Source organism: Halorussus ruber (genome assembly GCF_004765785.1).
In the GTDB taxonomy this organism is placed as follows: Archaea; Halobacteriota; Halobacteria; order Halobacteriales; family Haladaptataceae; genus Halorussus; species Halorussus ruber.
Genome location: NZ_ML219770.1, coordinates 106,331 through 131,011, shown reverse-complemented (window position 1 = coordinate 131,011; position 24,681 = coordinate 106,331). Strand labels below are relative to the sequence as shown.

27 protein-coding genes are annotated in these 24,681 nt (G+C 63.8%); 12 read left to right on the top strand and 15 right to left on the bottom strand.

Going from position 1 to position 24,681, the window contains the following annotated elements:
* Window positions 1-118: 118 nt before the first annotated feature.
* From EPL01_RS04020 to EPL01_RS04005, 4 genes are read right to left on the bottom strand one after another with little or no spacing between them, the layout of a single operon-like run.
* Complete coding sequence (locus EPL01_RS04020; protein WP_135823976.1) at window positions 119-478, bottom strand: DUF8048 family protein; 360 nt, start codon at window positions 476-478, stop codon at window positions 119-121.
* A 48-nt stretch (window positions 479-526) separates the two neighbouring features.
* Window positions 527-796: a MoaD-like domain-containing protein gene (locus EPL01_RS04015; protein ID WP_135823975.1), complete on the bottom strand. Its 270-nt coding sequence runs from the start codon at window positions 794-796 to the stop codon at window positions 527-529.
* Window positions 797-1,087 (bottom strand): ubiquitin-like small modifier protein 1, encoded by a 291-nt coding sequence (locus EPL01_RS04010; RefSeq protein WP_135823974.1) that lies wholly within the window; start codon window positions 1,085-1,087, stop codon window positions 797-799.
* Window position 1,088: 1 nt separating this feature from the next.
* A complete protein-coding gene (locus tag EPL01_RS04005; protein WP_135823973.1) occupies window positions 1,089-1,469 on the bottom strand; it encodes a DUF7971 family protein in 381 nt (126 codons plus the stop codon).
* Window positions 1,470-1,584: 115 nt separating this feature from the next.
* Here EPL01_RS04005 and EPL01_RS04000 point away from each other — a divergent pair, with 115 nt between their 5' ends.
* The 5 genes from EPL01_RS04000 to EPL01_RS03980 all read left to right on the top strand — a co-directional run bounded on the left by EPL01_RS04000 (window position 1,585) and on the right by EPL01_RS03980 (window position 6,095).
* Window positions 1,585-2,787 carry a PH domain-containing protein gene (locus EPL01_RS04000; protein ID WP_135823972.1) on the top strand — a complete coding sequence of 401 codons (1,203 nt, stop codon included), beginning with the start codon at window positions 1,585-1,587 and terminating at the stop codon, window positions 2,785-2,787.
* A gap of 422 nt (window positions 2,788-3,209) precedes the next feature.
* Window positions 3,210-3,656 carry a MoaD/ThiS family protein gene (locus tag EPL01_RS03995; protein WP_246045627.1) on the top strand — a complete coding sequence of 149 codons (447 nt, stop codon included), beginning with the start codon at window positions 3,210-3,212 and terminating at the stop codon, window positions 3,654-3,656.
* A 36-nt stretch (window positions 3,657-3,692) separates the two neighbouring features.
* On the top strand, window positions 3,693-4,874 hold the full coding sequence (locus EPL01_RS03990; protein WP_135823970.1) for a hypothetical protein: 1,182 nt from the start codon (window positions 3,693-3,695) through the stop codon (window positions 4,872-4,874).
* 118 nt (window positions 4,875-4,992) lie between these two features.
* Window positions 4,993-5,496, top strand: a complete 504-nt coding sequence (locus EPL01_RS03985; protein WP_135823969.1) for a hypothetical protein — start codon at window positions 4,993-4,995, stop codon at window positions 5,494-5,496.
* A gap of 8 nt (window positions 5,497-5,504) precedes the next feature.
* Window positions 5,505-6,095 carry a hypothetical protein gene (locus EPL01_RS03980; protein WP_135823968.1) on the top strand — a complete coding sequence of 197 codons (591 nt, stop codon included), beginning with the start codon at window positions 5,505-5,507 and terminating at the stop codon, window positions 6,093-6,095.
* On the opposite strand, the gene EPL01_RS03975 is transcribed toward EPL01_RS03980, so the two are convergent.
* The 8 genes from EPL01_RS03975 to EPL01_RS03940 all read right to left on the bottom strand — a co-directional run bounded on the left by EPL01_RS03975 (window position 6,096) and on the right by EPL01_RS03940 (window position 15,549).
* Window positions 6,096-6,917, bottom strand: coding sequence for a GNAT family N-acetyltransferase (locus EPL01_RS03975; protein WP_135823967.1), 822 nt, complete (start codon window positions 6,915-6,917; stop codon window positions 6,096-6,098).
* A 132-nt stretch (window positions 6,918-7,049) separates the two neighbouring features.
* The gene (locus EPL01_RS03970; protein WP_135823966.1) at window positions 7,050-8,111 is read right to left on the bottom strand and encodes a hypothetical protein; all 1,062 of its coding nucleotides are present in this window, start codon (window positions 8,109-8,111) and stop codon (window positions 7,050-7,052) included.
* The gene (locus tag EPL01_RS03965) at window positions 8,108-9,121 is read right to left on the bottom strand and encodes a HEAT repeat domain-containing protein (RefSeq protein WP_135823965.1); all 1,014 of its coding nucleotides are present in this window, start codon (window positions 9,119-9,121) and stop codon (window positions 8,108-8,110) included. Before EPL01_RS03965 ends, EPL01_RS03970 begins: the two co-directional genes overlap by 4 nt.
* Before the next feature lie 25 nt (window positions 9,122-9,146).
* Window positions 9,147-10,898: an archaeosine synthase subunit alpha gene (gene arcS / locus EPL01_RS03960; RefSeq protein ID WP_135823964.1), complete on the bottom strand. Its 1,752-nt coding sequence runs from the start codon at window positions 10,896-10,898 to the stop codon at window positions 9,147-9,149.
* Window positions 10,899-11,384: 486 nt separating this feature from the next.
* Entirely contained in the window at window positions 11,385-12,851 is a 1,467-nt protein-coding gene (tgtA, locus tag EPL01_RS03955) for a tRNA guanosine(15) transglycosylase TgtA (protein WP_135823963.1), read from the bottom strand.
* Between the two features lie 129 nt (window positions 12,852-12,980).
* Window positions 12,981-14,183 (bottom strand): methyl-accepting chemotaxis protein, encoded by a 1,203-nt coding sequence (locus EPL01_RS03950; protein WP_168215798.1) that lies wholly within the window; start codon window positions 14,181-14,183, stop codon window positions 12,981-12,983.
* 208 nt (window positions 14,184-14,391) lie between these two features.
* Entirely contained in the window at window positions 14,392-14,955 is a 564-nt protein-coding gene (locus tag EPL01_RS03945; RefSeq protein WP_135823961.1) for an NUDIX hydrolase, read from the bottom strand.
* Between the two features lie 378 nt (window positions 14,956-15,333).
* The gene (locus tag EPL01_RS03940) at window positions 15,334-15,549 is read right to left on the bottom strand and encodes a hypothetical protein (protein WP_135823960.1); all 216 of its coding nucleotides are present in this window, start codon (window positions 15,547-15,549) and stop codon (window positions 15,334-15,336) included.
* A gap of 226 nt (window positions 15,550-15,775) precedes the next feature.
* On the opposite strand from EPL01_RS03940, the gene EPL01_RS03935 reads away from it, so the two are divergent.
* Window positions 15,776-16,015, top strand: a complete 240-nt coding sequence (locus EPL01_RS03935) for a hypothetical protein (protein ID WP_135823959.1) — start codon at window positions 15,776-15,778, stop codon at window positions 16,013-16,015.
* A 179-nt stretch (window positions 16,016-16,194) separates the two neighbouring features.
* On the opposite strand, the gene EPL01_RS03930 is transcribed toward EPL01_RS03935, so the two are convergent.
* Window positions 16,195-16,596 carry an SPW repeat protein gene (locus EPL01_RS03930; RefSeq protein WP_135823958.1) on the bottom strand — a complete coding sequence of 134 codons (402 nt, stop codon included), beginning with the start codon at window positions 16,594-16,596 and terminating at the stop codon, window positions 16,195-16,197.
* A 126-nt stretch (window positions 16,597-16,722) separates the two neighbouring features.
* On the opposite strand from EPL01_RS03930, the gene EPL01_RS03925 reads away from it, so the two are divergent.
* The 3 genes from EPL01_RS03925 (at window position 16,723) to EPL01_RS03915 (ending at window position 19,477) form a co-directional block, all read left to right on the top strand.
* Entirely contained in the window at window positions 16,723-17,304 is a 582-nt protein-coding gene (locus tag EPL01_RS03925) for a DUF7553 family protein (RefSeq protein ID WP_135823957.1), read from the top strand.
* 85 nt (window positions 17,305-17,389) lie between these two features.
* Window positions 17,390-18,196, top strand: a complete 807-nt coding sequence (locus EPL01_RS03920; protein ID WP_135823956.1) for a DUF63 family protein — start codon at window positions 17,390-17,392, stop codon at window positions 18,194-18,196.
* A 372-nt stretch (window positions 18,197-18,568) separates the two neighbouring features.
* The gene (locus tag EPL01_RS03915) at window positions 18,569-19,477 is read left to right on the top strand and encodes an ATP-dependent ribose-1-phosphate kinase (RefSeq protein ID WP_135823955.1); all 909 of its coding nucleotides are present in this window, start codon (window positions 18,569-18,571) and stop codon (window positions 19,475-19,477) included.
* On the opposite strand, the gene EPL01_RS03910 is transcribed toward EPL01_RS03915, so the two are convergent.
* Window positions 19,474-20,016: a DUF7509 family protein gene (locus EPL01_RS03910; RefSeq protein ID WP_135823954.1), complete on the bottom strand. Its 543-nt coding sequence runs from the start codon at window positions 20,014-20,016 to the stop codon at window positions 19,474-19,476. The genes EPL01_RS03915 and EPL01_RS03910 overlap by 4 nt on opposite strands.
* A gap of 182 nt (window positions 20,017-20,198) precedes the next feature.
* On the opposite strand from EPL01_RS03910, the gene EPL01_RS03905 reads away from it, so the two are divergent.
* The 3 genes from EPL01_RS03905 (at window position 20,199) to EPL01_RS03895 (ending at window position 23,458) form a co-directional block, all read left to right on the top strand.
* The gene (locus tag EPL01_RS03905) at window positions 20,199-20,570 is read left to right on the top strand and encodes an ArsR/SmtB family transcription factor (RefSeq protein ID WP_135823953.1); all 372 of its coding nucleotides are present in this window, start codon (window positions 20,199-20,201) and stop codon (window positions 20,568-20,570) included.
* 157 nt (window positions 20,571-20,727) lie between these two features.
* On the top strand, window positions 20,728-21,459 hold the full coding sequence (locus tag EPL01_RS03900; RefSeq protein ID WP_135823952.1) for a guanosine phosphorylase: 732 nt from the start codon (window positions 20,728-20,730) through the stop codon (window positions 21,457-21,459).
* 499 nt (window positions 21,460-21,958) lie between these two features.
* Complete coding sequence (locus EPL01_RS03895) at window positions 21,959-23,458, top strand: HPP family protein (protein WP_135823951.1); 1,500 nt, start codon at window positions 21,959-21,961, stop codon at window positions 23,456-23,458.
* 3 nt (window positions 23,459-23,461) lie between these two features.
* Here EPL01_RS03895 and EPL01_RS03890 read toward each other — a convergent pair whose 3' ends face one another.
* Window positions 23,462-24,634 carry an NAD-binding protein gene (locus EPL01_RS03890; protein ID WP_135823950.1) on the bottom strand — a complete coding sequence of 391 codons (1,173 nt, stop codon included), beginning with the start codon at window positions 24,632-24,634 and terminating at the stop codon, window positions 23,462-23,464.
* Between the last annotated feature and the right edge of the window lie 47 nt (window positions 24,635-24,681).

The window sequence follows — 24,681 nt, the reverse complement described above, 5'->3', positions numbered from 1 at the left end:
CGCGCAGAACTGCGCGTGGCGAATATCCCGCTCAGCGACCGCAAGCCGCGCGAGGGCTTTCGAAACTTCCAATCTATTTCAACTGACGTATCTCTCTTACCTCGAAACTCGAAACATCCTACGTCCCGATAACCACAGCCTCCCGCACCTCCAGCGCGGTCTCGAACTCGCTTTCCCGGCCCTCACGCCGCCCGACGCGAAGCAGTTGCTCGGCGTGCGCGCGGGCTACCGCCTCGCGCTCTCGGCGCTCCCATCCCATATCGTCGCCGACCTCGACCCAGAAGCCCTCCGGCGCGAGGAAGATTTCCCGCACGTCGTCTTCGTGGACGCGCTCGTACTTCCTTCGCAGTTCGTCGCGCCGCGGTTCCAACTCTCGGCGGGCCTCCGCGACCAGTTCCGGCACGCGCTCGCCGCCGACGCTGGCTTTCGCGGCCGTGAGGACAAGCACCTGTCCTTCGATGGGGTTGTCGGCGGTCATGGTCGGCAGTGAGTCGCTGTCATCGTCTGCTGTTCGCTCGCGCTGTCTTCATCCGCCCGCTCGCATCGCCTTCTGGGAGAACTTTTCTATCAGGGGGTCGAGCGCCTCGTCCTCGCCCTCGAAGACGACCGTGACCTCGGTGAGTTTGACCGAGGGACCGATTTCGACTTTCTCCGAGGAGATGCTCGCGCGCCACTCCTCGCCCACCACGTCGCCGTCGCCCTCCGGGTCGCCGCCCTCGATTTCGCCCCCGAGGTTCGAGAGGTAGCGCCGGGCGAGGCGCTCGGAGATGCCTCGGAAGGATTTCTCGACGCGCATCTATCCCTCTGTCCTCGCGTCGAGGCTTCCCCCCGCGACCGGCGGGAAGACGCTCAGGGTGTCGCCGTCGTCGAGTCGGGTGTCCGCGCCGTCGAGGTGGGCCACGTCCTTGCCGTTCTTCATGATGGAGAGTTGGGGTCGCAGGTCGCCCTCCTCGAACACGTCGAGGTCGTATTCGTCCACGAGGTCCGAGAGGACCTCGCCGACCGTGGTCCCGTCGGGGTACTCGCGTTCGAGGGTCTTCTGGCCGACCGCCTCGCGGAAGTTGGCGAAGAAGCGCAGTTCCAGCATGTTATCGCCCCGGTCGGATGCCGTCGCTCACGAGGCGGGCGTGGCGCTCGCGGTCGATGCGCTCGCCGAGGTCCTCGTGGTCGTAGAGCTGGCGCATCAGCGACCCCATGAGGTCGCGCCACGCCATCGCGTAGATGGGCGACTGGCCCCACGCCCGGAGTTCCGCCACGAAGTCGTCGTACTGCTCCCAGCGGTTCTCGAAGCGTTCGAGGGCGTCCACGACCGCACCTGCGGCGTCCTCGTCTTCTCCATCCTCGATGGCCCGGTTGAGTCGCTCCTCCCAGCCCTCGACCGCCCGGTGCATGTCCCGCGCGGCGTCCTCGCCGTCGGCGGGGAGCGATTCGACGATGGCGTCGGGAACCGTCAGCGAAATCTCGTCCATAGGGGGTCGTTGGGCCTCGGCGGCCAAATAACCACGCCGTCTCGGTACCGCGTTCCACCGAACTCCGAGCCGGTATCTGAAACATTAAGTATTCTGACTAACCGAGGTTGATACGATGGGCTTGTTCGGCGGCGGTGGCGACGACGAAATTCGCTACGAGTACGACGAGGAGTACGTCGCTCAAGTCGTGGAAAGCGCCGAGGACGACACCGTCACGGCCGAAGTCCTCACGCGGACCGACTCCAAGCGACTGTTCTCGGGGTCGGGCTACCTCCACGACCAGTCGCTTCTGGCCCACCTCGACGCCGCAGAGCAACCCCACTACGTCTTCCACAACGAGGAGTCGGGCGTCATCACGACCAGCGACGGGTCGCGGCTGGAACCCGGCGCGAACTACCGGGCCGTCGCGGCGTTCACCGATTCTCGGCTCTTCGTCGTCGTCGGACAGGACTCGGGCGACGAGACGCTGTCGGCCTCCTACGACGAGATTACCGGCTTCGACGTGAAGAGCGGAAACAGCCGATTCGTGGTCGAGACCGACGACGAGGGCTACATCTTCGACGTGGCCGACCCGGTCGAGGAGCGCCGCCTGCTCGACATCATCGAGTTTCTGATCTTCCACACCGACATCGAGACGTGGGACTTCCCCGAGAACTGGCACTCCGGCATCCAGCGCCGCCGGGCACAGCGCCTCAGCAGTCGCGCCGAGGGCGCGTTCGACATCGACAAGTTGGAGGGCATCCTCGAACCGCTGGGCGACGACGAGCAACCCCACTACTTGATTCCGGCCTCCAGCGTGACGGTGGACCACCTCGAAAACGCCTTCAAACCCATCGACCGAGTGGTCGTGACCGACCGCCGACTCCTCATCAACGGCGAGGAGACCACCTACCGATTCGAGGACTTCGAGGCCGACGACGAGGCCGAGTTCGAGACGGCGATTCCCTACGGCGCGCTCGACTGGATAGAGGGCCGGAGCAAGGACGGCGAGAGCGGCGCGCTGGTCGTCCGCCAGACGTGGGGACCGGTCTGCCGCGTCCACGTTCCGGCGTCCGCCGCCGAGGAATCCGATTCCGGCGTCGAGGAGTTCGAGTCGGGCGTCGAGGGACCGGAATCGGGCGTCGAAGGACCGTCGTCAGGCGTCGCGGACATCGTGAACGCCATCCGCTACGTCCAGCGCCAGATTCTGACGAGTCGCATCGACTACGACGACACGGACCCGCTCGAACGCATCGAGCAGTTGGGGAAGTTGAACCGAGCGGGGTACATCGACGACGACGCGTTCGAGGCCGAGAAACGCTCGTTGCTGGATAAGTAAGGCTTGGGTTTCTGTGGGGTGGAATCGCTGTGGGACGCGGTGAGATGCTATCGGGTACTTAACTCGGTGATTTGCGGAACTGGCGCGGGTAGGGTCGAAATCGAGAGGAAGCTAGCTATTGCCGACGCCGAGGAGTCTCCCGCACAGCACCGCTACCGCGAACCTCACGCCTCCCCAACCTCGTCGGCCACGTGAAGTGGCCGACTCCCTCGCGCGCGAGGCGCGGCGCTGTCGCGCCGCGCCCGCACGCGCCAGGAGATAATAGAATATTGCTTTAGAAATTGTATTTCTATATTTAGGGATCAATTACATGCCTCCGAGCGCCGCGCCAGAAATAGACCACCACCGACACCGCTTTCGCCTCCCGCGGGCCGAACATGTTCGCAACGCCCTATTCCACGACCGAACCCGTACGCCTAGACATGGAGACAGACGCGCGGACGGTGGAGCAATCGGAGACCGATACCGAGGAGGCCACCGAAACGACCGCCGAGACCACCGAAATCACGAAAACAACCGTCGAGGTCCGTTGCACCGGTCACGTCCGGACCGCCATCGGCGAGTCGAAACTCTCGTTCACCTTCGAGGGGACGACCCTCAGGGAGTTCCTCGACGCCTTCTTCGCCGAGTACGGCGTGAAGGACCTCCTGCTCGCGGAGACCGACGCCGACGCCTCGACCAGCGGGTGGGCCGACCCGCCCGAGGAGCTACCCGGCACGTGGAAGTCCAACCCCGAGGGCGAGCAGACCCGGACCTACGCCCGCGTGGCGGTCAACGGCCAGTTCAACGAACACCTCGCGGGCCTCGACACCGAACTCCGCGACGGCGACCGCGTCGGACTTATGTATCCGTTTATCTTCTGTTGCTGACATGGCTGGAGACGATGCGGGGGCCGACGAGTCACGATGAGCGCCGGAGTCGTCTCGCGGTGGGCGCGGCGCTTCGTCGCCGCGAGCGCGCTGTTTCTCGTCGCGTGGCAGGTTGCGGCGCTCGTCGGAACGCCCAGAGGCGTCCGCGTCACGCTCGCGGTCCACGGCTTCGTCCTCCACACCGTCTTCGGGAAGGCCTACTCGCTGGTGCCCTCGTACTTCGACCGGACGCTGGCGACTCCCCGAGCGCCCGCGGTCCACTTCCCGCTCACCGCGCTCGGCGCAGTCGGACTCGCACTCGCGCCACTCCTCGAAATCCCGGAAATCGCGGGACTCGTCGGCTCGCTCTGCTGGACCGCGGGCGTGGTCGTCTTCGTCGCCGCGCTGGCGTGGACCCTCCGGGACAACCCGACCGGCCGCGAGACCGGTACCAGCGAGGCCAACGCCGACCGCCGACCCGTAGACCGCTTCGCCAACGCCTTCGTGCCGGTCGTCGTGGGGTATCTCCTCGTCGGAAGCTACGGCACCGCGGCGACCCACCTCGAACTCCCCGGTTTCGCGTCGCTCTCGTTCGCCCGCACGGCCCACCTGCTGGCCGCTGGCACCGCCGCGCTCCTGATTTTCGCGGTCGGCTTCCGGCTCTTCCCCCGGTTTCTGGTCGCCTCGCCGCCGAAACTCCTCGTCGCGGTCGTCCTCCCCGCCGGAGCTATCGGCCCCGCGGTCCTCGCGTGGGGTCTCTACCGCGGGGCGTGGTTCCGCGCCGGGGCGGTTCTGGAGGCCCTCGCCGTGGTCGGCTTCGCTCTCGCGTACGCCGTCCTGTTCGCCCGCTCGGAGCGCCGCCGGGTCGGCTTCTACGCGGTCCTTGCCGGGGTCGCGGCGGGCGTCCTCGGCGTGCTGGTCGGCCTCCACTTCGCGTTCGCCGGGTCGGGATTCGGACTGATAGCGGCTCACTTTCGGCTCAACGTCCTCGGGTTCCTCGGCCTGACCATCGTCGGCGCGACCTTCCAGTTCTACCCGCCGACGGTCGGCACCTTCCCCGGTGCCTCGAACCGGACCGCGCTGGCGTCGGTCGCGCTGGTCGGCGTCGGTCTCCTCGTGGAACTCGCTGGCGCGCTCGCCGACCTCTCCGGCCTCCTGTTCGTCGGCCGAGCGAGTGCGTTCGCCGGGGCGCTCCTGGTCGCAGGCCTCGTTCTGGGCGTGTTCGCCGAACGGTCCTAATAGGAGAAAAACCACGCCGACATAGAGTAGATTATTTGTTCTGGTATAAATTATGGAAAGATTGAAGAGCTACGAATAGTAATTATTACATCCGTAACTAAGGGTGTCGGAGTAGATTATGGCAACGACTCGGGTTATGCCCCCCTCAAAAGCAGATACGCTGGACGAACGGGAAGAGTGGATACTCCGACTCCTATATGCCCCGAACGAGAACGGTAGTTCATGTCCTATCTACGGAAAGACACGAATTATGAAGGCCGTTTTCCTTCTCCAGCAGAAGCTGAAAGAACACTTCAATACGAGTGCAGGTTTCGATTTCCGACCCCACAAGTACGGACCATCTGACGAAGGAGTGTACGAAATACTTGAGTCGCTCGATCAGAGGGGCTTAATCAAGCGAATCCCCGAAGACGAACATGATAGCGATTACGAGGGGATGAAGTTCGAGCTTACTGAGAGTGGTTACTCTACTGCTCGGGATTTACACCAATCCCGGTCAGATGACGAAAAGAGACTCCTTGACTGGGTAAAATACAAACAGTCTATGCGGTCACTCGGGGCACTCCTGTCGTACATCTACATGGAATACCCGGAAATGACGACCGAGTCGGAACTGGTGTAGTTACGAATATGGGCTCGGGTGCTGGCGTCTCTGTTTTCAAGATACTTCCACTCCTATTCACGGTCTTGAGTGGCATCGGTGTGATGCTCGCACGCCATCTTGAACACCCGAAGGACGAGTACAAACAGGAAGTCAAAACTCTGCAAGGCGACCGCTGGAACGATGCGTGTGGCGAACTAGGACCTGTCGTAGCTGATGCGTATCAGTTCGTGACTCAGAACGGGAATAATCACTCTCCTACAGAGTTAAGTGACGGTAGCAAGGCCGCGATGATACTCCGCAAAGTACTTGACGATCGTGACGATCTTGGTGATCTAGAGGACAAATTAGAGGCTCTTGACAAGCCGGTTCGAGCATATAAGGACTGCCGAAATAATCGTGAAAGGGCGTTTTGGTTGGCCGTTATCTCTTTTGCCGGATTCGGGCTTGCAACACTCGTTGTCTGGCTTGTACCCGAATCTATGACAACGACAATAGGTGAAGTCGTACTCTTCACCCTCAGCTTCGTGAGTTCTGGTTCCGGTATCTATACCGGCTATCAGTCGACTAGTGCCCGCTCGGAGTTAGATGAGATGGTTGAAGATAAGGACTTCATGTAATTATCTGTCCAGTCGTCTCGCCATCTGAACCTCGTCTACGAGTTCGCCATCGACCTCGTAGTGGTCCGCGCGAGTTGCCTCGCGCTCCCAGCCGTGTTCGTCCAGCATGTCGAGAGCGGCCTCGTTGGTCGCCGGGAGACTCTGGTAGACCTTGATGCAGTCCTCCTCGTCGGCCCACGCGATACCCCGCTCCAGCAGCGTCCCGCCGACGCCCTGCTCGCGGTACTCGGGTGCGACCCCGACGGTCAACTCGGCGGTGTGGCTCCGGGCCGGGAGTTCGAAGCCGTGGACGTGGACCCAGCCGACGATTTCGCCATCGCTTTCGGCTTCCTCCCCGTCGCCTTCTGGCCGAATTTCGGCCACGAAGAACATCCGCGACTCGCGCTCGTTGAGTCGGATGAGCGCGCCGTCCTGTTCGATTGCATCCGCGACACGCTCGTCCACGACGATGGCCCCCTCGTCGGCCACCTCGCGGATTCGGGCCGCGATGGCCTCGCGGTCGTCCTCGTCGGCGGGCCGGACCACGTACTCGAACTCCTCGGCCTCGTAAGTTTGGGCCTCCTCGTCGGGTTCGACGTAGAGTCGCCCGTCGCGCTCGGTCAGCGGCCCGGAATCGAGGAGGTCGTCGATGTACTCGTTGAACTCCGCGACCGAGAGCCGGGAGGCCGACTCGGTGCCCGACCGCGGTGGCTTGGCCCCGGCGCTCTCCTCGACTCGGACCTCGTCGCGGACCTCCTCGCGGGTGGCCGACCCGTGGCGCTCGACGTACCGGTAGATTCGCCCCTCCACGTCGCTGTCGAACTCCAGTTGCGGTGTTCCCATGTCGGCTCTGACTACGCCAGCTATCCTCATGGTTATTGAGTCGATAAGAGCGAGTATGCGCCGGATACGTGCGAACTATACTTCTCTTCGCTTCACACAGACGATCGTCGTAGAAGCAATCTGTTTCGAGATTTACTCCCCTGCCCCGGTGAGCACGGATTCGAGGGTTGCAGCGACTTCTGTACTGGGTTCCCAGTCACCCGCATCGAGCCAGTCGGCCACCTGTATCAGTGCTTGGTTCGTAAGCGGCGTCGATACCGACCTGCAGCATTCGATGAGTTGGCCCTCGTTGGCCCCGGCACACGTGACGATGCTTCGGGCAAGCCGGTCGGCCTCGGCTCCGCCGACCAGGTTCGACAGGAGGCGAAGGATATCGATAATTTCCTCGTCTTTACATGGTTCTGCGTCGTGAATACGTAACCAGAGCGAGTCGGTCGCCCGCTCGTCGGGCGTCTCTGCGAGTATCGTCCGGGTTTTTCGCCTCACCCATGGATTCTCGTGATAGTAGAGGAGGTCGATGAATCGCTTTCGGGCGAGTTCGTCGTCGCTATCGGATAGGGCTTCGATTCTCGGAGCGAGACACTCCCCGTCTCGGACGACCGCGGCGGTCCGTGGGTCGTCCGGGACGGACTGGTAACTGAACAGGTACGCGTCGATGGCGTCCTCTGACCGCTTGAATCGGAATGAGTCCAAGTCACCGGCTGTTCGATAGTGCTCGAGTGCTCTCTCTGCGTCCTCCAGATACCGGTCGAAGAGAGGACTGACGGCGGTCTGGGGTTCCCGAGCCCTCGCGTAGGACCGGAGCGTCTCGGCGAGCGAGAGGACTTTGACGATTCCGAGCGGTCGAACCGCGTTCTCGCTGTTGTCGTACGCGGTCACGCCGATACCGCCTTCGAGGTGATACGCGAAAATCGACCACGTTGCGTAATTGCCGAGGAGTACCGCGTGATCGAGCCAACCCTGAGTGCGTCCGGCGAGAAGCGGAAGGATTGCGATGGCAGCGTCGGTCCGGTGGCGTTCCTCGTCGGTCTGTTCGACGGCGAGCGAGGAGACCGATGTCCCGTCCGTAGAGAGACGGTATCGTTCCGTCTCCGTCTCGGCGTCGCTCTCGATAGTGAGTTCGCACGTCGCGTCGGGGTAGGTTGATTCGGACGGCGGTTCGTCAGGTTCCGGAACCCAGCGCTTCCACGTCATTCGTACTCGTTCAGGAGGTTATGTGCAGTCTGCCTCACGGTTTCGTCGTCGTCTTCGGTAGCGAGCTTTTCCAATTCCGTTATCGCCCGCGGCCCGCCGATTTCTCTGAGTAACTTGGCTGCTCGTCGGCGAACTTGAGGGTCGTCGTGTGCGTACAGACCGACCGTTATCGAATCAACTGCCTCATCGTCTGCAACGGGAAGCTCGTCGATTTCCACAACTATATTACGAAGCACGGTTACCCATTTGGCCGCGAGGTCATCTCGGAATCCCCAACCGGTTACCACCGTATCGAGAAGTCTCGAATCAGGCGTTTCGGTCAGCCAGTCGAGCATTTCCTCCCGAAGTCCGACTTCTCCGAACACCGTCTCGTAAGCGGCCACGGCGAGTTCGTCGTCTTCGCTCTCCCGTATCCACGAGAGGACGCCCTCTAGCGTGTCGGAGTCGTATAGTGCTGATTGCGAGCGGGGGAACTGCCATTCGGTCCACTTGCTCTGAACCCATCCGAAGGCACGGAGCTTTCGAAGGTCGTCGTAAGTAACGGAGGACGAGGACTCGTAGATAGCAATCGCTTTTCGGGCGACTAATAGGGCCGCCCGTTCACGCTCGCTCTCCGCGTCAAAGTGCGTGGTCTCGCGACAGTACGTCACGAGTGCCCGTGCAAGTGCAGTTTGCTCTATCGGCGTTGGCGGGCGGTCGTCTGGAGTTCCATACCCTGTTTTCCAGACGAAATACACGGTATCTTCGTCTCGTGGTAGCGCCCACCATTCGGCGTGCTCGAAGTCGAATACCTTTGCCGGTTGCCCGGCCAGGAACGTCGGTATTGACCGCAACGCGAGCGTGAAACTCCACTCGAAAGAATAGACGCTCCGTGTGAACGAGATCGTTTCCGGAAAATCAGCAACCGGAGTCGTATCGAGTGTGACCGAGAGTTCACCGAGTGGATGGGTTTTCCCTGACTCGTCTACCTCTTCGCTCAGTTCGAACGAAAGTGACGAAACTACTCCCATGAACGAAAGTAATACGAGAACGTTGTTACTTCTCCTCGACGTGCCGGACCGTCGAGGCGATACCGCGCGTACTCTCGGCCATCTCGGGGCCGGACATCTCGGCGCGGCCGACCGCGAAGGCTTTCGGTCCCTCGATGACCACCTCGTCGCCGACCCGGATGTCGTCGTCGGCGTCCACGACGCCGGGCGCGAGGACGCTCCCGTGGGGCGCGAAGGCGTCGATTTCGACGCGCTTGGTCGGGGCCGACGACTCGACCCACTGGCGGGCACCGGCGAGGGTGAACGAGAGGACGCCGTACTGGGGCACCATCGCGGCGAGTTGCTCGCCCTCGTCGTCGTGAACCCGGAGTTTGGGGTACCGGGCCTCCGTTCGGATAGAATCGAACAGGTCGTCGCCAGCGCCGTCGCCGAGTTGGTAGTCGGCGATGGCCCGGACCGTGTTGTGCTGGCGCTCGCGCTTGCCGAACTTGAGTTCGCCGTCGAGGGTCCGCATGAGGTTGCCGAGCGACTCGGTGGTGGTCGGGTGGTCGGAGACGGTGTACTCGAACTCCATGCCGAGTTGCTCCTCGACGCGCTCGCAGACCTCTCGGTAGCCCTCCGGCGGGACGTGGGCGATGACGCGAGGGTAGTCGTTGCGTTCGAGGTAGCGCCGCAGGACCTCGGCGACGAACTGCTTTTCGTCCTCGGACCAGCGACCCGTGACGACCGAGTCGTAGTGCTGGGCCGGGTAGGTCAGTTCGAGTTCCTGTGGGACGACGCCGATGGGCGAGGTCATCGAGACGGTGTGGGCGCGGAACTGGATGGCGTCGTGGAACTGGCCGTGACTCTGGGACTCGCTGTAGGGTTTGGCCGCCGAGCAGGGGACCAGCACGAGGGGGTTGTCGAACCGGGAGCGATAGCGCGTGGTCACGCGGTCGGCGAATCGCCGAATCTCGACGCGCTGGAGAGTGTCCTCGGTGGCCGCGGAGAGTTCGGCGTCGCGGATGAGCGGCGTGCGCTGTTCGACGTAGCCCCACTGCTGGTCGAACTCGCGGAAGGCGGCGGTGAGCCACTGGTCGTGACGGGACTGACCCTCGATGTAGTCGCGGAGTCGGCCCGCTCGGACTCGCTCGCGGACGATACCGAGTTCCGCCCGGAGCGCGTTGACGTTGTGGTCGGCGCAGTCCTGCCGGGTGAACTCCGAGACTGACTTCTGGCAGGCCGGACAGGCGCAGGGGAGTTCCGAGAGGTCTTCGAGGTAGTGGCGGCCCTCAGAGGTCAGGTACTTGCCCTCGGTCCCGGCGACGTAGGCCTTGTCGGTGTCCACCAAATCGACCCCGGCGTAGACCAGCGTGGCGACGTTGGCGGGCGTGGCGACTCCCGGCAGGTAGAGCGCGCTGTCGGCAGGGATGGCCTCCTTCGTCTGGACGATGGCGTCTTTGAATCCCGCGCCGTGGCCGACGAACCCCTGCGCGCCGGAGAGGACGTAGGCGTCGGCCCCGTAGTCGTCGGCGGTCTCGGGCGCGACGACGGCCGCGCTCGGGTAGTCCACGTCGGGGTAGTCGGGCGCGAACGAGTCCATGACCTCCTCGTCGGTTCCGCTCGGGAATCCTCGATGGGGAAGGATGGTGAGTACGTCGTCGCTCCCCTCGGGCAGGTCGCGCTCCGCAGTCCAGAGGCTTCCGGCGTCGGCGAGGATGTCGTCCGCGATAGCGGGCGTCGTGACGGCGTCCGCGAGGCGCAACTCGGCGATTCGCGCCGCCCCGTCGCGCTCGTGGACTTCGAAGTAGTCGGTCATACCACCGGTTCGGGGGTCGAAAGGCAACTATCTTGCGAGTCCTCGGCGTCGGATTCGGGTCGTGGACTGCGAGTATCTCATGAGGTGACCGCGGACCGCAGAATCGTGACCGTGAACGTCTCTTGAAGCCCCCGCCCGGTCGCGGTCGTTCCGGCGGATATTCGCAGGCCTTTCCGCGCCGGAAGGCAAACCGCGTCTTCCGAGCCTCGCCTCACTCCGTTCGGCGAGACACCGTCCGGCCTGCGAATAGAGCCGCCGGAGACGACCAAGGTAAACGCGACCGGGCGGCCCCTTCATCCCACCCTGTCGGTTGTTTCACGGGGCGTTTTCCGGTGGTTGATTCACCGAGCGTTCGCCGGTGGTTCGGTCGCCCGGCGCGCTCGCGGCGAACCGCGAGCGCGCCTCGCCAAAGGAATGCTTTAATTCCCTTAAGGCAATAAAAGACTGCTTTTAGAAACAATTAGATCGACGAAGCCCCGCAGAACCTTACCCCGAGAGGTCCACCGTCTCGACGCGCTCGGGGACCACCTTCAGCGCGCTCTCGGGCCAGTCGTGGTAGGCCAGCGTGAACTCCGTCTCGGGGTTCGCCTCGGCGAGGAGCGCCACGCCTTCCGCGGCCGACCGATACCCCTCGGCGTCCATCTCCTCGGGGACCTCGGCGGTCAGCGGGTACGTCTCCGAGAGGTCCCGCGGGAAGGGGCCGAACGGGGCGACGACGCGCCACGACTCGTCGTAGCGGTCGCTCGGGCCGCCCTCCGTGAGGAGAACGTCGCCCTCGGGATTCAGGCGTTCGAGGCGCCGGTGGTGGCGCACGACCTCGGGGCGGCGGGCGCTCTCGCCCGAGAGGTAGAAGAAGGCTCCTTTCGAGACCGAGTCCTCGCGCTCCAGTTGCTCGGCGTGGGCGGTCAGCGCGCGGTAGCCGTCGAGCATGGCGGGATGAGCGCGAGCGCGGGTCTCGACCAGTTCGAGCAGATTTCCGGCCCGGAGCGCCTGCTTGACCGTCCGCATCTCCTGAGAGGTGACGTGGAGGTTGTGTTCGGCCAGCAACTCCTCGCGCTCGCGGTCGGCCAGCGTCCGCATCTCGGCGGGGGTGTAGTCGGCGCAGACCGGACACGAGCAGGGAAAGTAATCGAGGTCGTCCAACTGCTCGGTCCCGCGGACCGTCAGATACCGGTCGTCGCGGGCGTAGAGCGCGTAGGCCGCCGAGTCGAAGAGGTCGCACCCCATCGCCACCGCCAGCGCGAACATCATCGGGTGGCCCGCGCCGAAGAGGTGGACCGGCGCGTCCGCGCCCAATCCGCGCTTCGCTCCAGCGACCACGTCCACCATCTCGGCGTAGCGGTAGTCGTTCATCAGCGGGACGACCGCGCCGACCGGGAACACGTCCAAGTCGGTGGCCTCGGCGTGGCGACCGGCCTCCTCGCGCAGGTCCGGGTAGGTCGAACCCTGCACCGGCGCGTTCACGAGCATCTCGCCGACCTCGACGCCCTCGGCGACTTCGAGGCGCTCTTGAGTCGTGGCTAACTCGTCCTCGGCCTCCTCGCGGGGCACGTCCGGCGGGGTCGGGATGTCCACCGGCGTCCCGATGTCGCTCCCCACGTCGTGCTGGAACTGGAGGATTTCGGGCGTGGTCACGTCGATTTCGCCGTACTCGGCCAGCTGGAACGACCCCGAGTCGGTCATGATTGCCCCGTCGAAGTCCAGCACGTCGTGGAGGCCCCTATCCAGCGCCTTCTCGCGGTAGTCGTCGCTCCCGTAGAAGATGTAGGAGTTGGTAATCAGAATCTCGGCACCGAACTCGGATTCGAGCCGCGAGGGTTCGACGGTTCGCACGTGAGGGTTGATGACCGGCAGCAGCGCGGGGGTCTCGACGGTCACGCCAGCGCGGGGGACCGAGAGTTCCCCGATGCGACCCAGCCCGTCCTGGTCGCGGATTTCGAAGTGGTCTCTCATTGGCCCGGAATAGCCGGACGAGTGGGGTAAGGGTTCCGTTCGTCGGTCGTTCTCGGCGCATTCCGCTGGGGGTCGTGAGAACCGCCGAATGTAGTCGGGAGGCCGCCAGCGCCGACACGTTGACTCGTCTCAGAGTTCCGTTTGCACGTCGAGTGCGTTCAGCTGATCGACCTCCTCGCTGATGTCCTCAATTTGACTCGTCTGCTCTTCGTTGGCGGCGGCGATGGCCTCCGCTCGGTCGGCCACTCGCTCGAATCCGTCGGCCGTCTCGTCGACCATCCCGGTTATCTCTTCGGTACTGGCGGCCTGCTCGTCGGTGGCCGCTGCGACTTCGGTAATCCCGTCGGACACTTCTTCGACGCTTTCGGCTATCTGCTTGAAACTCTCACCCGACTCCCGTACCTTGTCGGCACCGTCCTGAACCACCTCGTTGGCCGATTCGAGTGCCGTGACGGTCTCTTCGGTGTTCGTGCGGACCTCCTCTACTATCGCCTCGATTTCGGACGCGCGATTCTTCGAGTCCTCCGCGAGCGATTTCACCTCGTCGGCCACGACCGCGAAGCCGTCACCGGCCTCTCCAGCACGGGCGGCCTCGATGCTCGCGTTCAGTGCCAGCAAGTTGGTCTGGTCGGCGATGTCGTTGATAACATCCACCAGCTCGTCTATCTTCTGGATACTCCGATGGAGGTCCTGAATCTCGCTAGTGGCCGACTGAGCCTCCTGTTCGATGGTCTCCATCATCTCGATGGTCGCTTCAGCGTCTGCTTCGCCTTCTTTGGCTTCCCTCCGTGCGCGCTCGCTGATACTGTTTACCTCGCTTGCGGTCGCGGCGATCTCCTCTACGGTCGCCGAGAGACTCGATACCTCGCTGGCGACCTGGGTAATCGAATCGAGTTGCTCGGACGCGCTGGCGCTGATTTGCTGTGAGTTTTGAGCGACCTCGCGCGAGGTCTCTTTCAGCTCGTCTACGGATACCTTGATGCTCCCCGTGGCCTCCTTGCGCTCGGTGATATCGTGGAACGTTTCGCTGATAGCCACGACTTCGCCCTCGGCGTCCCGAATCGGACGAACGACGAGTTCGGTCGGAACGACCCGACCGTCGTAGCTCTCTTTCTCGACTTCGACCCGGATTTCGTCTTTCCCTTCGTCAACTACCTGTTTGAGCGTGCAGTTGTCGGTTCCACACACGTCCGGGTGACAGAACTGGTCGTAGCAACTGAGTTGTTCGCTCCCCTCGGCCTCGACTCCGCCCAGTTCTTTCATCTCGTCGTTTTCGAGAACGACGTTGAAATTCGTATCCAGAATCCGCATCGCGGCCCCCGTCGAGTTCATTATCGCTCGAATGCTGTTCGATAAGACGTCGTGGAGCTCCTCCGCTGAGAGTTCTTTCCCTCCCTCGATCTCTTGGGAAAAGTCAGTACCACTCGTCGAACCCGCCTCCGTAACTTCCATACATAAATAAACATTACACGTATATAAATTAGTATTGAAAACATAACTTCCCAGATGTACGGGGTGCGGCTCGGAGTCGCGGCAGAAACTACGACTTTTCGGCCCCGAACGCGTCGTAGTAGAGAACCCCCAGCGTCGTCCGGCCATCCCGAATCCCTCTCTCGGCGATATGCTCCCGTAACACGTCCAGCGTCGTCGTATCGACGCGAATCGACTCGTTGTGGTCCAACTCCTGCTCGGCGGTCGGGGTACACCCGCGGGCGACGAAGAAGTGAAGGACCGAGTTCGCCACGCCGTTTGCCGGTTCGACGCTGGTCAGAAACGCCACGCTGTCGGCCTCGTGGCCGGTCTCCTCGCGGAGTTCCCGGCGGGCCGCCGCCTCGCGGTCGTCGTCCTCGGGTTCCATCCCGCCGACCGGGAGGCTTCGGTTCACTCGACGGACGGCCTGTCGCCACTCCTCGATGACGACGACGTTACCGTCGGGCGTGAACGGGAGGACCACGACGCTCTCGGGTTCCGAGAGGTAGTCGAAGTCGGTCTCGGTCCCGTCGGGCAGACGGACCTCCTCGCGGCGCACGTCGAATCCGGGGCAGGAGTAGGCTACCTCCGCGTCGAGGAGGTCCCACGCGAGTTCGTCTCGGTCGTCGCTCATACCCGGTGATTCGCACCGGCGAAAAAAGACGCTTCGCTCCTCGGAGCGGGAGGACACCCCACAGAGCGAGACGGAAGGGGTTCTTCTCGACGCGCTGTCCTGATTTCGTATATCTATATTTGGTTTATTTAGTGGGGTGTGCGCTCTCTGCCGGGACAGCCACCCCTCCGAGGCCGTCGGCTCGCCCGTCTCGCCGTGTTCGTCGGTCCGACACTACTCGTGGGTTTCCAGTCGCCCCAGCCGATACAGCGCTTCCCCGTCGGGAATCGACGGCAGTCGGACCACGTTCGGTTGGCGATAGAACATCCTCGGCGGAACCCTGCGACTCCGGCATCAGCGTCGTGCTGGTGAACGGAGTTCGGCACCGACTCGCCAACGTCATCGCCGCGGGCAACACGGTCGGTCTCCTCCTGCTCTCGACGGACGATTCCACGGTCCTCGTAGCAGAAGCCGCGGAAACTCGCTTGCGGGGTCCTCCTCGCGGGCGACGAACAACACGCTCACCGAGAACCGGGTCGTGAACACGACGGGAACGGCCCGGCTGTTCGCCGCGCCGAGCGGCATCGTCCCGTTCGACGCGAGTCGTAATCGCATCGGGATGTCGCTCGACGGCGACCGTCTCGGCTCGGGGTCGGGACGTCGCCCTCCGTTCGGCCTCGCTACCGGTGGCTGCTCCCGGTGGAGTCGATGTGGACTCTCCTCGCGTGACCGTGATGGGACGAGTCCGGTCGCGCGTGCCGAACTGCAATTTCGGTACGAGGAGGGTTTGCCTGTGACCGGCGAGGTGTCTACACTTGGCAGTTCGAGGCCGGGGTGGACCGTGTCGGACGCAACGCTCGACCCGACAGCGGAGACGGTGTCCGTTTCGCTCGAACACCTCCGCGTCGGGACCGTCACGTCGGTCGTCCCCGGCGTCGAGAGCGAAACCCTCGACGCCAGCGAACTCTCGGAATTTGTCGCGCGTGCGAGGGTGCCAACCGACGGCTCGCTTCCGACCCGTCGATTCTGGCCTACTTTCGGCCACGTTCTGACCTTCGTTCACGTCGTGAGCGAGAAATAAACCTCATACCACGATATGAATCTCCGGTCGGGATTGGATTGGCTGACGCCCCGAGCCGTACTCGGCTGACTTCGTTCGACTGCAAAGAAATAAATTTCGTTCTTTAAGATACCCATGTGTTTTCTAAATATCCTTATATAATGGTCGACCGCTGATTGCCGGAGAAACAACCTGCGAATCTACCGGGTTTCGGCCTCGGCGGTCGGCCTGCGGCGCTCGGTCTCGCGGGACCGATAGGCGTTGTAGCCCGCCAGCACCGCGACGAGCGCACCGGTCACGACGTCGCTCCAGAACGACGCCGCGGCGGTCGTCTCGAAGACGAACGGTGCGATGACCATCCAGAGACCGAGTAGGGCGACCAGCGACGCGCCTCCGGTGTTGACGCCGCGCTCGTCCGACTGAACCGCGTTGTAGCCCGCGATGCTCCCGATTGCGCCGCCGACGATGATGTCGTTCCAGAAGTTGGCGGCGGGCATCGGCGAGAAGACGAACGCGCCGACGATGAGCCACGTCCCGAGCAACGCAGTCAGGGCCGCGACGTAGCCGCCCGTGTTGTCGTTTTGTCTGTCAGTCTCACTCATGGTCTAACCCCCGAACGGATTACGGTTCCGACACGAATAAATCGAACGCCCGGTCAGCGAACCCAGTCGGAGGACCGGCCGGAGGACACTTCCTCCTCGGTCTCAGAGTGCCCGCGGGGGAAAACCGTGTCATCGCTACCGCCGATTATCGACATTCGAGACGACTTGAATCGCGCCCGCCAGGAGACGGACCAGGACGTGACCGAGGAGTTCGAGACGGTCCGGGACCGATTGGACGCGTTCGCCGACCGGAATCGCGCCGACCGCGAGGGCGTCCTCGACGAAATCGACAACGAACTGCTCCGCATCGAGGAGTTGCTCGACGGCGAGGCCGCCCGCGATATTCGGGCCGCGCGAAACCGAATCCACGTCTTCCGCGATTCGCTGGCCGAGACCGACGAGGACTTCGTGGTCGTGGACTTCGGCGTCCGCCAGCACGAGGAGTCCGAGGGAGAACCCAGGAGTGAGAGAGAGCAGGTTTTGCCCGTCGGCGAGGTCACGATGACGGCTACGGTGGCCAATTCGGGCGAGGACGCCGAGGTCGTTCCCGTCGTCACCTTCTACGACGAGACCGGCGAGGAAATCGAATCGGTCCGCGGGTCGGCGTTCGACCTGCCCGAAGGTGCAGAAGAGCAGGTCGAGATGGAAACCGACGTGCCCGAGGACGCCGCCTACAACGCGGTGTCGGCGGTCGAAGCGAGCGCCTGAAAGAGAGTGTTTTCGCCCCGAGAGCGACGGCGCGGGGCCGTCGCCGACCGCAAACCTTTCGGCGACGCGTTCCCCGGTTTCCGGCATGGTGCTTCCAGAGGGCTTCGCGCTTCCGCCGCTTCCGTACCTCGTCGGCCTGCTCGCGGCGGTCGCGCTGGTCGCCGGGGCGCTCGCCCGGTCGGACCCCCACGTCTCCGACCGGACCGTCCTCGCGCTCACGCCGTGGGTCGTCGTCGGGTCGAGTCTCCACGTCCTGTTCGTCATGGAGTGGGTGCCCGACGCCGTCGCCCCGCTTCTGGGCACGCCTGCGGTCTACGTCACCACCTTCGTCGTCGCCGGACTGGTCTGGCTCGCCGCGATGCAGACCGAAACCGACCCCGTCCGCCCGGGTTTCGCTGTCGGCGTGCTGGCCGCGACCGCAGTCGTCGCCTACACCCTCGCTCGCGGTGCCGAGGGCGGCCTACACCTCTTCTGGCCGCTGACTGGCGCGGTCGTCGCCTTCCTCGTCGCGGGACTGCTCTGGGGCGCGACCCGGTGGACCTATCCGAGCGTGACCGCCGCGACCGGGGCGGTCGGCGCGCTGGTGCTGTTCAGCCACTCGCTCGACGCGGTCTCGACCGCGGTCGGCGTGGACCTGCTCGGGTTCGGCGAGCGCACGCCGGTCTCGCAGGCGGTCCTCGACGTGGCGGCCTCGCTCCCGACCGCCGAGACATTCGGCGTCGGGTGGCTGTTCGTGCTGGTGAAACTCGCTATCGCGGAGGTCGTGGTCTTCCTCTTCGCGGATTTCGTCCGCGAGGACCCAACCGAGGGCTTCCTGCTTCTGGGCGCTGTCGCCGCGGTCGGTCTCGGTCCGGGTGTTCACAACCTCCTCCTGTTCATCGTGGCGGGGTGAGGAGCCAGAGCCGGTGTTTTCGGGCTACTGAATTTCACTTTTCGGCGCGTGCTGGCGGACCCCTGTGGTCCGCCATCGTCGCGCGAGGGACGACTGAGCGACTGTAAGGAGCGAAGGAGGAGGCTGGGGAGGCGTGAGGCCCGCGTTCGGTGGAGCATTCCACGGCAAACGCTCAGCGACCGCGACCGGGCGGGGGCTTCAAAAGACGATATCACAATAGTTCTGTTGTTACTATTCTCAATCACATCACGACGAAGCGACCGGTCGAGACCTCCCAAATCCCGTTTCCCTACCCGACCCACCAGCGTTTTGACTGATGGGTGCATATCGTGGCGGTATGTCGCTCGCAAATCGCCGCCACGGTCGCCAGCTATGGTCCAGGTAGTCACCGCAGGCCACGTCAACTGGGACGTGACGCTCCGCGTGGACGCCCTCCCGAAACCAGACGGCGAAGCCCGAATCGACTCCCAGTGTCGGTCCGGCGGCGGGAGCGCCGCCAACGTGGCCGTCGCGCTGGCGGGCATGGAGTTCGAGACGGGACTCGTCGGGAGCGTCGGCGACGACGAGACCGGCGAGTTCGTCCGCCGGGAACTCACCTCGGCCGGAGTGGACTGCTCGCACCTGCTGGAGGTCGAGGACCACGAAACCACCACCAAGTACCTCATCGTGGACTCGGAGGGCGAGGTCATGGTGCTTGGCAACGAGGGCGCGAACGAGGCCGTCACGCCCGCCGACGTGGACTCGGAGTACGTCACAAGCGCCGACCACCTCCACCTGACCAGCCAGCGCCCCGACACCGCCGCCGAACTGGCCCGGACAGCGACCGAGGCGGGCGTGAGCGTCTCCTTCGACCCCGGCAGGCGACTCGCCGAGCGCGACTTCGGCGAGGCGCTGGCCTACTCCGACGTGGTGTTTCTCAACGACCGCGAGGCCCGGACGATTCTCGACAGCGACTTGGAGCATCCCTCCTCGGAACTCCACGGCCGCGTGGTGGTCATCAAGCACGGCGAGGAGGGCGCGCAGGTCGACACTCCCGAGGCCTCCTTCGACCACCCCGGCTTCGACGCCGAGGTGGTCGATACGACGGGCGCTGGCGACGCCTTCGCCGCGGGGTTCCTCGCGGTGCTGTTGCACGACGGCGGACTCCTCGACAGGGACGCCGACTACGAGCGAGCGCTGGAGTTTGCGAACGCCTGCGGGGCCTTGGCCGCGATGGAGGAGGGCGCGCGGACCGCGCCGACGTTCGAGGACGTGGCGGCGTTTCTGGACGGGCAGTTCTAAGAACTATCTTCCTCGAAAATTCTCGATAAATCGCCGTAGACCTCTTTTCGCATCACGTCACGGACGAAGAGTAGCGCTTCGTGCCAGAGGTCATCGTCGTCTTCGAAGGTTCGTCGGAATACGTTCCATCGGTCCCCAATTGCACCAATCATCGCACTCCGCATTCCGTCCTCGTGGAGGAATAGAATCCGCTGGCGTTGACGGGTAGACATATCTTCGAGGACGGCACCGACTTCGATTCCGACGCCGAGATTTTTCCCGTCGTCGGGGACGACGAACAGCACGACGTTACTTGCTCGGGCGAATTTGAGGCTCTGTGTTCCGGCGTCAAGTTCTTCGAGAGGGATGTCAGGGTCAGTAGCCAGAAATGCGTTGTAACCCTCTGAACGTAGTTTGTCGCGCAAAGCTTCGAGACGAGAGAACATTTCTTCGTTTTCCGTGATGTGTGATTTGTATGGTCCCATCAGATAGATGAGGAACTGGCGATGCCGAATCGGGGGAAAGGCCGAATCCAGCCTTTTGAGAAGTGTTTCCCGCATCTATCTCGATAGACGAAATTGACTAACTTATAAATAGCGGTTTTATCAGGAATGGTTGAGTCAAGAAGCGTTAAGTAACATCGTCTCTGATATACAGATATCGAATACAAATACCGGATACAGATGCCGAATACGGCGAGAAATCCAGTCTAACTCGGCAAACCGACTTCATCATAATTCCCATGGCCAAAGCAGAACGTCACGACGTACCCAAACTTCCGGAGGACAGCGTCCTCAACTTAGAGGACTACCTCTCCATGCAACGAGCCATCGGCGAGGAGACTCGGTACCGAATCCTCGCCGAGTTGCTCCGCGAAGGTGAGATGAGCGCAAAAGAACTCGCAGAGGCACTCGAAATTCCCGCCAACAAACTGCACTATCACCTCGATGAACTCGAAGCCGTGGGTCTGGTCAGCAACCGCTTGGAGAAGGAACGCGGGGCTGACGGCCTCTACTCCTATTACGTAGCCACCTCGCTCGGCAAAGCCGTGATGACACAAGGGATTAGCGAACTCATCAGAGAAGAACACGAGATTCTCACTCGCTACTCATGATTGCCGGTCGCTCCGGACATTGATTTTTGTTTTCACAAGAATGAGATAGGAGTGCTAAATATTTATAGAATAGTTTCTATTCTAACCCATACACGAACCTGACAACGTCGGCACCGAACCCTCACGCTTTTTCTCCCTCTCCCGACAACCTTCGCCCATGGCGAAGCAACCCCATCTCCTCGTCGAAGCGGGCGACTTGAACGACATCGCGCTCATCCCCGGCGACCCCGGCCGCGTGGACCGCATCGCAAACCTCTGCGATAGCTCCGAGGTCGTCGCCCAGAACCGCGAGTACAAGGTCGTCAACGCCGAGTACGAGGGAACGCCCCTCACCATCTGCTCGACCGGTATCGGCTGTCCCTCCGCCGCAATCGCGGTCGAGGAACTCGAAAACGTCGGCGTCGAGACGGTCATCCGCGTCGGAACCACGGGCGCGTTGCAGGAGGGCATCGAAATCGGCGACATGATCATCGCCACCGGTGCCGCCAAGAACGAGGGCACCAGCAAGCGCTACGAGGACGTCGAGTACCCCGCGGTGCCGGACTACGACGTCCTCACGTCGCTGGTCGATTCGGCAGAAGCGAACGACGAGGAGGTCCACGTCGGTCCCATCGCCAGCGACGACGCCTTCTACGCCGAGACCGAGGAGTACGTCGCCGACTGGGAGGAGGCCAACATCCTCTCGGTCGAGATGGAGGCCGCGGCGGTCTTCTCGCTGACTCGCCGCCGCGGGATGCGCGCTGGGGCTATCTGCACCGTGGACGGCAACCTCGTGGAGGGCACCCAGAAGGGCGAGACCGAGGACGAGGAACTGCCCGAGAAGGCCAAGAACAACGTCGAGCGCGCGATCCGGATTTCGCTCGACGCTGTCGTGGAACTGGCGGAATAGTTTTCTCCCTGTTTTTGACAGCTGTCGAATAGCAGACTCGACGTGACCGACGACAGAATTGGTGTAATGTTGTCCTCTTGAAGCCCCTGCCCGGTCGCGGTCGCTGAGCGACATATTCGCGCCTGACCGCAACGAACCGTATCGGCGCGGATAGGGGTCGCTCAGACGACTAAACTGCACGCCGGGAGACAAACCGCGTCTCCCGCGGTCACCCTCGCACCGGAAGACAAACCGCGTCTTCCGAGCCGTCATCGTCCGAAAATCGGAGATTTTCGTGATCACGAAAGGCTTCGCCTTTCGAACGACCTCACTTCGTTCGGTGAGACTCCGCTCGCGTGACCGCGACCGGGCGGCCCCTTCATCCCACCCACGGTGGATTAATTGGCCGAGCGTTCGCTGGTGGGTTGTTCGGCCGGGCGCTCGACGGAACGCTGGCTACTGCGTCTCCGAACTTCCCGAGCGAACAGATATATGGGGCGAGGGCGTCGAAGTGTCGGTAATGCTGGATAGTCTGCGGACGCGCTATCACGCCGCAGTCCGGCGCGTGCGCCGGTTTGAGCGTCGGGAGGTGCGGGACTTCCGCCGGTGGATGGAACACACCTCGAACGTGATTCACCTCTCGGTCCTGCTCCTCGTCCCCCTCCTCATCGCGCTCGTGACGGCCATCTCGAACTCGGTGGACGCGCTTCCGTTCGTCCTCTTCCCGCCGCTGGCGTCGGGGACGTTCACGCTGTTCGCCGACCCCGAGGGCACCTACGCCTCGCCGACCAAGTTCGTCGGCGGCCTCACGGTCGGTGCGCTCTGCGGGACCGCGGCGATTTGGATTGCCCTCCACACCACGCTTCGGGACCCGCTCGGCACGAGTCAGTTGCTCGTCTCGCCCGCCGAGGCCGCGCTGGCGATTCTCCTCACCGGAGGAGCGACGTGGGCGCTCGACTTCGAGGAGCCGAGCGCCTTCTCGACGGCCCTGCTGGCGCTCATCGCCCCGGCGTTCACCAGTCCCGCTGGCATCAACGAGTTCCTCGTGGACTTCGTCGGGTCGGTGTTCGTCTCCAGCGTCATCGTCGCCAGCGCCTTCCACGTCTGGCGCGAGCGGTTCTACGAGCGCCGGTCGCGGTACCTCTACCAGTCCACGAAGGGCGACGACCACGTGCTGGTCCCGATGCGGGGCGAACGCGCCCGGTCGGCGGCCATGTTCGGCGCGCGACTCGCGGCGGCCCACGACGCCGGAAAGGTGGTCCTGCTCGACGTCATCGACGAGGAGGCCATCGAGGAGGCCGAGAAGACGATGCAGGTGCCGACCGAGAGCGCCGGGGCCGAACTGGCCGAGGCCGAAATCACCCGCGACGTCGAGTCCGAGGAGGTCCGGGTCGCCGAAGAGGCCGCCAAGCAACTGGAGGCCGAGGCCGACCGCATCGAGACCAAGGTCGGCGTGCCCTGCGAAGTCGTCGTCATCGGCGACGGGACAGACCTCCCGCGAACAGTACTGAAGACCGCCAGAGAGGCCAACTGCGACCTCATCGTCACGCCCTACGAGGAGGAGAAGGGCAGTCTCTCGTCGTTCGTCCGCGAGCTGTTCCGGAGCAACATCGACACCGTAGCGTTTCGCTCGGCCGACGGCTCCCGCGAACGCTGGAAGCGCACGCTAGTCCCGGTCCGGCGCGCTGGCGACACGGCTCACGCGATGATAGAGTTCGCGCGTCGAGTCGCTGGCGGTTCGGGCCGGGTCAGCGTCTGCACCTGTATCGACCGCGAGGAGGAGCGCCGGGCCACCGAGACGACGCTGGCGAACCTCGTGGAGGCCTTCGAGGGGTCGTTCGAGACGCGCGTCTCGCGGTCGTCCATCGAGTCGTTTCTGGAGGCCAACGACGCCTACTACGACCTGACCGTGATGGGCGCGAGTACCGACCGGTCGGCCGCCTCGCGGTTCGTCTCGCCGCCGACGTTCGAGCGACTGCACGAGTTGGACTGCGACGTGGCAATCGTCCACCGGGGGTAGTTCTCAGTCCGCCTTCGGCGACTCGCCCGAGAGGCGGTCGGCTACGCTCTCCATCCCGTCGCTCCCGAGCGCCGAGCGCACCAGCAGGTGGCCGCCGATGGTCGCGGGGCTGATGACCGAGTCCGCGCCAGCGCGCCGGAGTTTGTCCACGTTCTCGCGGTCGGTGGCGGCCGCGACGATGCGCACGTCGGGGTTGAGTTGCCGGGCCGTGAGGACGGCCAGCGCGTCCTCGGCGTCGTTGTTCGTGGCGGCGACGACCGCCCGCGCTTCTTCGATGCCGACGCGTTCGAGTGGCTCCTCGTCGCTCGGGTCGGCTTTCAGGACCTTGAACCCGCGGTCGGAGAGTTCGGAGACGCGCTGGGGGTCGGGCGTGACGACGACGAACTCGACCTGTTCGGCGAGTTCGTTCAGGATGGGTTCGGTCAGGTCGCCGTAGCCGAGGACGATGACGTGGTCTTCCAAGAGTTCGAGCTGTGTTTCTGTCATTCTTCCGAGTGCTGTGGCGAGGCGGGCTTCGATGGCGGGGCCGAGAATCGACGCCAACGCGACGGCGAAACTCGCGGTGCCGAGGACGACCACCGTGAGACTGAACAGTCTGCCGGTTTGTGTCGTCGGCGTGAGGTCGCCGTAGCCGACGGTGCTGGCGGTGACGAGCGTGTAGTAGAACGCGTCCAGCGGCGTCTCGACGTTCTGGAAGTGGTCCGCGAGCGCGTAGGTTCCGACGGTGCCGTAGACCTGCACACCGGCGAGCGCGGCCAGCGAGGCTATCTGCGTCGTGGTGAGGTCGACCTCGCGGTCGAACCGGCGGCGGCCCGCCAACACCACCGGGAGCGAGGCCATCGAGACGGCGACCAGCGGGAGGGAGTAGGGACTCGACTGGACCAACCCCTGCGCCGCGGTCAGCGGGAGCAGGAAAACCGTCGAGTACCACGCCGCGCGCAGTCCGCGGCGCATCCCGAACGCGCTGGCCAGCATCAGAAACCCGGTCAGCGTCCCGGTGAACCCGGCGGTCTCCTGCGCCCACTCGGGAATCTGGCCGCCGAAGAGGTTCTGGGTCGAGGCCGCGGTGAAGCCGATGCTGGAGACGCCCGTGGCTACTGACAGCAGGGCGACCGCGAACGTCAGCGTCACGGTGACGCGGACGCCGACGCGACCACGCCACGTTCCCGCCTCCATGTCCGTCTCTGTCGGCGTCTCGCCAGATAAACGGTCGGTAGTTGGCT

What these genes read in the sequence shown, in the direction of transcription:
- EPL01_RS04020 (WP_135823976.1), bottom strand. Translation starts at nt 478, where the DNA reads ATGACCGCCGACAACCCCATCGAAGGACAGGTGCTTGTCCTCACGGCC.
- EPL01_RS04015 (WP_135823975.1), bottom strand. Translation starts at nt 796, where the DNA reads ATGCGCGTCGAGAAATCCTTCCGAGGCATCTCCGAGCGCCTCGCCCGG.
- EPL01_RS04010 (WP_135823974.1), bottom strand. Translation starts at nt 1,087, where the DNA reads ATGCTGGAACTGCGCTTCTTCGCCAACTTCCGCGAGGCGGTCGGCCAG.
- EPL01_RS04005 (WP_135823973.1), bottom strand. Translation starts at nt 1,469, where the DNA reads ATGGACGAGATTTCGCTGACGGTTCCCGACGCCATCGTCGAATCGCTC.
- EPL01_RS04000 (WP_135823972.1), top strand. Translation starts at nt 1,585, where the DNA reads ATGGGCTTGTTCGGCGGCGGTGGCGACGACGAAATTCGCTACGAGTAC.
- EPL01_RS03995 (WP_246045627.1), top strand. Translation starts at nt 3,210, where the DNA reads ATGGAGACAGACGCGCGGACGGTGGAGCAATCGGAGACCGATACCGAG.
- EPL01_RS03990 (WP_135823970.1), top strand. Translation starts at nt 3,693, where the DNA reads ATGAGCGCCGGAGTCGTCTCGCGGTGGGCGCGGCGCTTCGTCGCCGCG.
- EPL01_RS03985 (WP_135823969.1), top strand. Translation starts at nt 4,993, where the DNA reads ATGGCAACGACTCGGGTTATGCCCCCCTCAAAAGCAGATACGCTGGAC.
- EPL01_RS03980 (WP_135823968.1), top strand. Translation starts at nt 5,505, where the DNA reads ATGGGCTCGGGTGCTGGCGTCTCTGTTTTCAAGATACTTCCACTCCTA.
- EPL01_RS03975 (WP_135823967.1), bottom strand. Translation starts at nt 6,917, where the DNA reads ATGGGAACACCGCAACTGGAGTTCGACAGCGACGTGGAGGGGCGAATC.
- EPL01_RS03970 (WP_135823966.1), bottom strand. Translation starts at nt 8,111, where the DNA reads ATGACGTGGAAGCGCTGGGTTCCGGAACCTGACGAACCGCCGTCCGAA.
- EPL01_RS03965 (WP_135823965.1), bottom strand. Translation starts at nt 9,121, where the DNA reads ATGGGAGTAGTTTCGTCACTTTCGTTCGAACTGAGCGAAGAGGTAGAC.
- arcS (WP_135823964.1), bottom strand. Translation starts at nt 10,898, where the DNA reads ATGACCGACTACTTCGAAGTCCACGAGCGCGACGGGGCGGCGCGAATC.
- tgtA (WP_135823963.1), bottom strand. Translation starts at nt 12,851, where the DNA reads ATGAGAGACCACTTCGAAATCCGCGACCAGGACGGGCTGGGTCGCATC.
- EPL01_RS03950 (WP_168215798.1), bottom strand. Translation starts at nt 14,183, where the DNA reads ATGAACTCGACGGGGGCCGCGATGCGGATTCTGGATACGAATTTCAAC.
- EPL01_RS03945 (WP_135823961.1), bottom strand. Translation starts at nt 14,955, where the DNA reads ATGAGCGACGACCGAGACGAACTCGCGTGGGACCTCCTCGACGCGGAG.
- EPL01_RS03940 (WP_135823960.1), bottom strand. Translation starts at nt 15,549, where the DNA reads ATGCGATTACGACTCGCGTCGAACGGGACGATGCCGCTCGGCGCGGCG.
- EPL01_RS03930 (WP_135823958.1), bottom strand. Translation starts at nt 16,596, where the DNA reads ATGAGTGAGACTGACAGACAAAACGACAACACGGGCGGCTACGTCGCG.
- EPL01_RS03920 (WP_135823956.1), top strand. Translation starts at nt 17,390, where the DNA reads ATGGTGCTTCCAGAGGGCTTCGCGCTTCCGCCGCTTCCGTACCTCGTC.
- EPL01_RS03915 (WP_135823955.1), top strand. Translation starts at nt 18,569, where the DNA reads ATGGTCCAGGTAGTCACCGCAGGCCACGTCAACTGGGACGTGACGCTC.
- EPL01_RS03910 (WP_135823954.1), bottom strand. Translation starts at nt 20,016, where the DNA reads ATGCGGGAAACACTTCTCAAAAGGCTGGATTCGGCCTTTCCCCCGATT.
- EPL01_RS03905 (WP_135823953.1), top strand. Translation starts at nt 20,199, where the DNA reads ATGGCCAAAGCAGAACGTCACGACGTACCCAAACTTCCGGAGGACAGC.
- EPL01_RS03900 (WP_135823952.1), top strand. Translation starts at nt 20,728, where the DNA reads ATGGCGAAGCAACCCCATCTCCTCGTCGAAGCGGGCGACTTGAACGAC.
- EPL01_RS03895 (WP_135823951.1), top strand. Translation starts at nt 21,959, where the DNA reads ATGCTGGATAGTCTGCGGACGCGCTATCACGCCGCAGTCCGGCGCGTG.
- EPL01_RS03890 (WP_135823950.1), bottom strand. Translation starts at nt 24,634, where the DNA reads ATGGAGGCGGGAACGTGGCGTGGTCGCGTCGGCGTCCGCGTCACCGTG.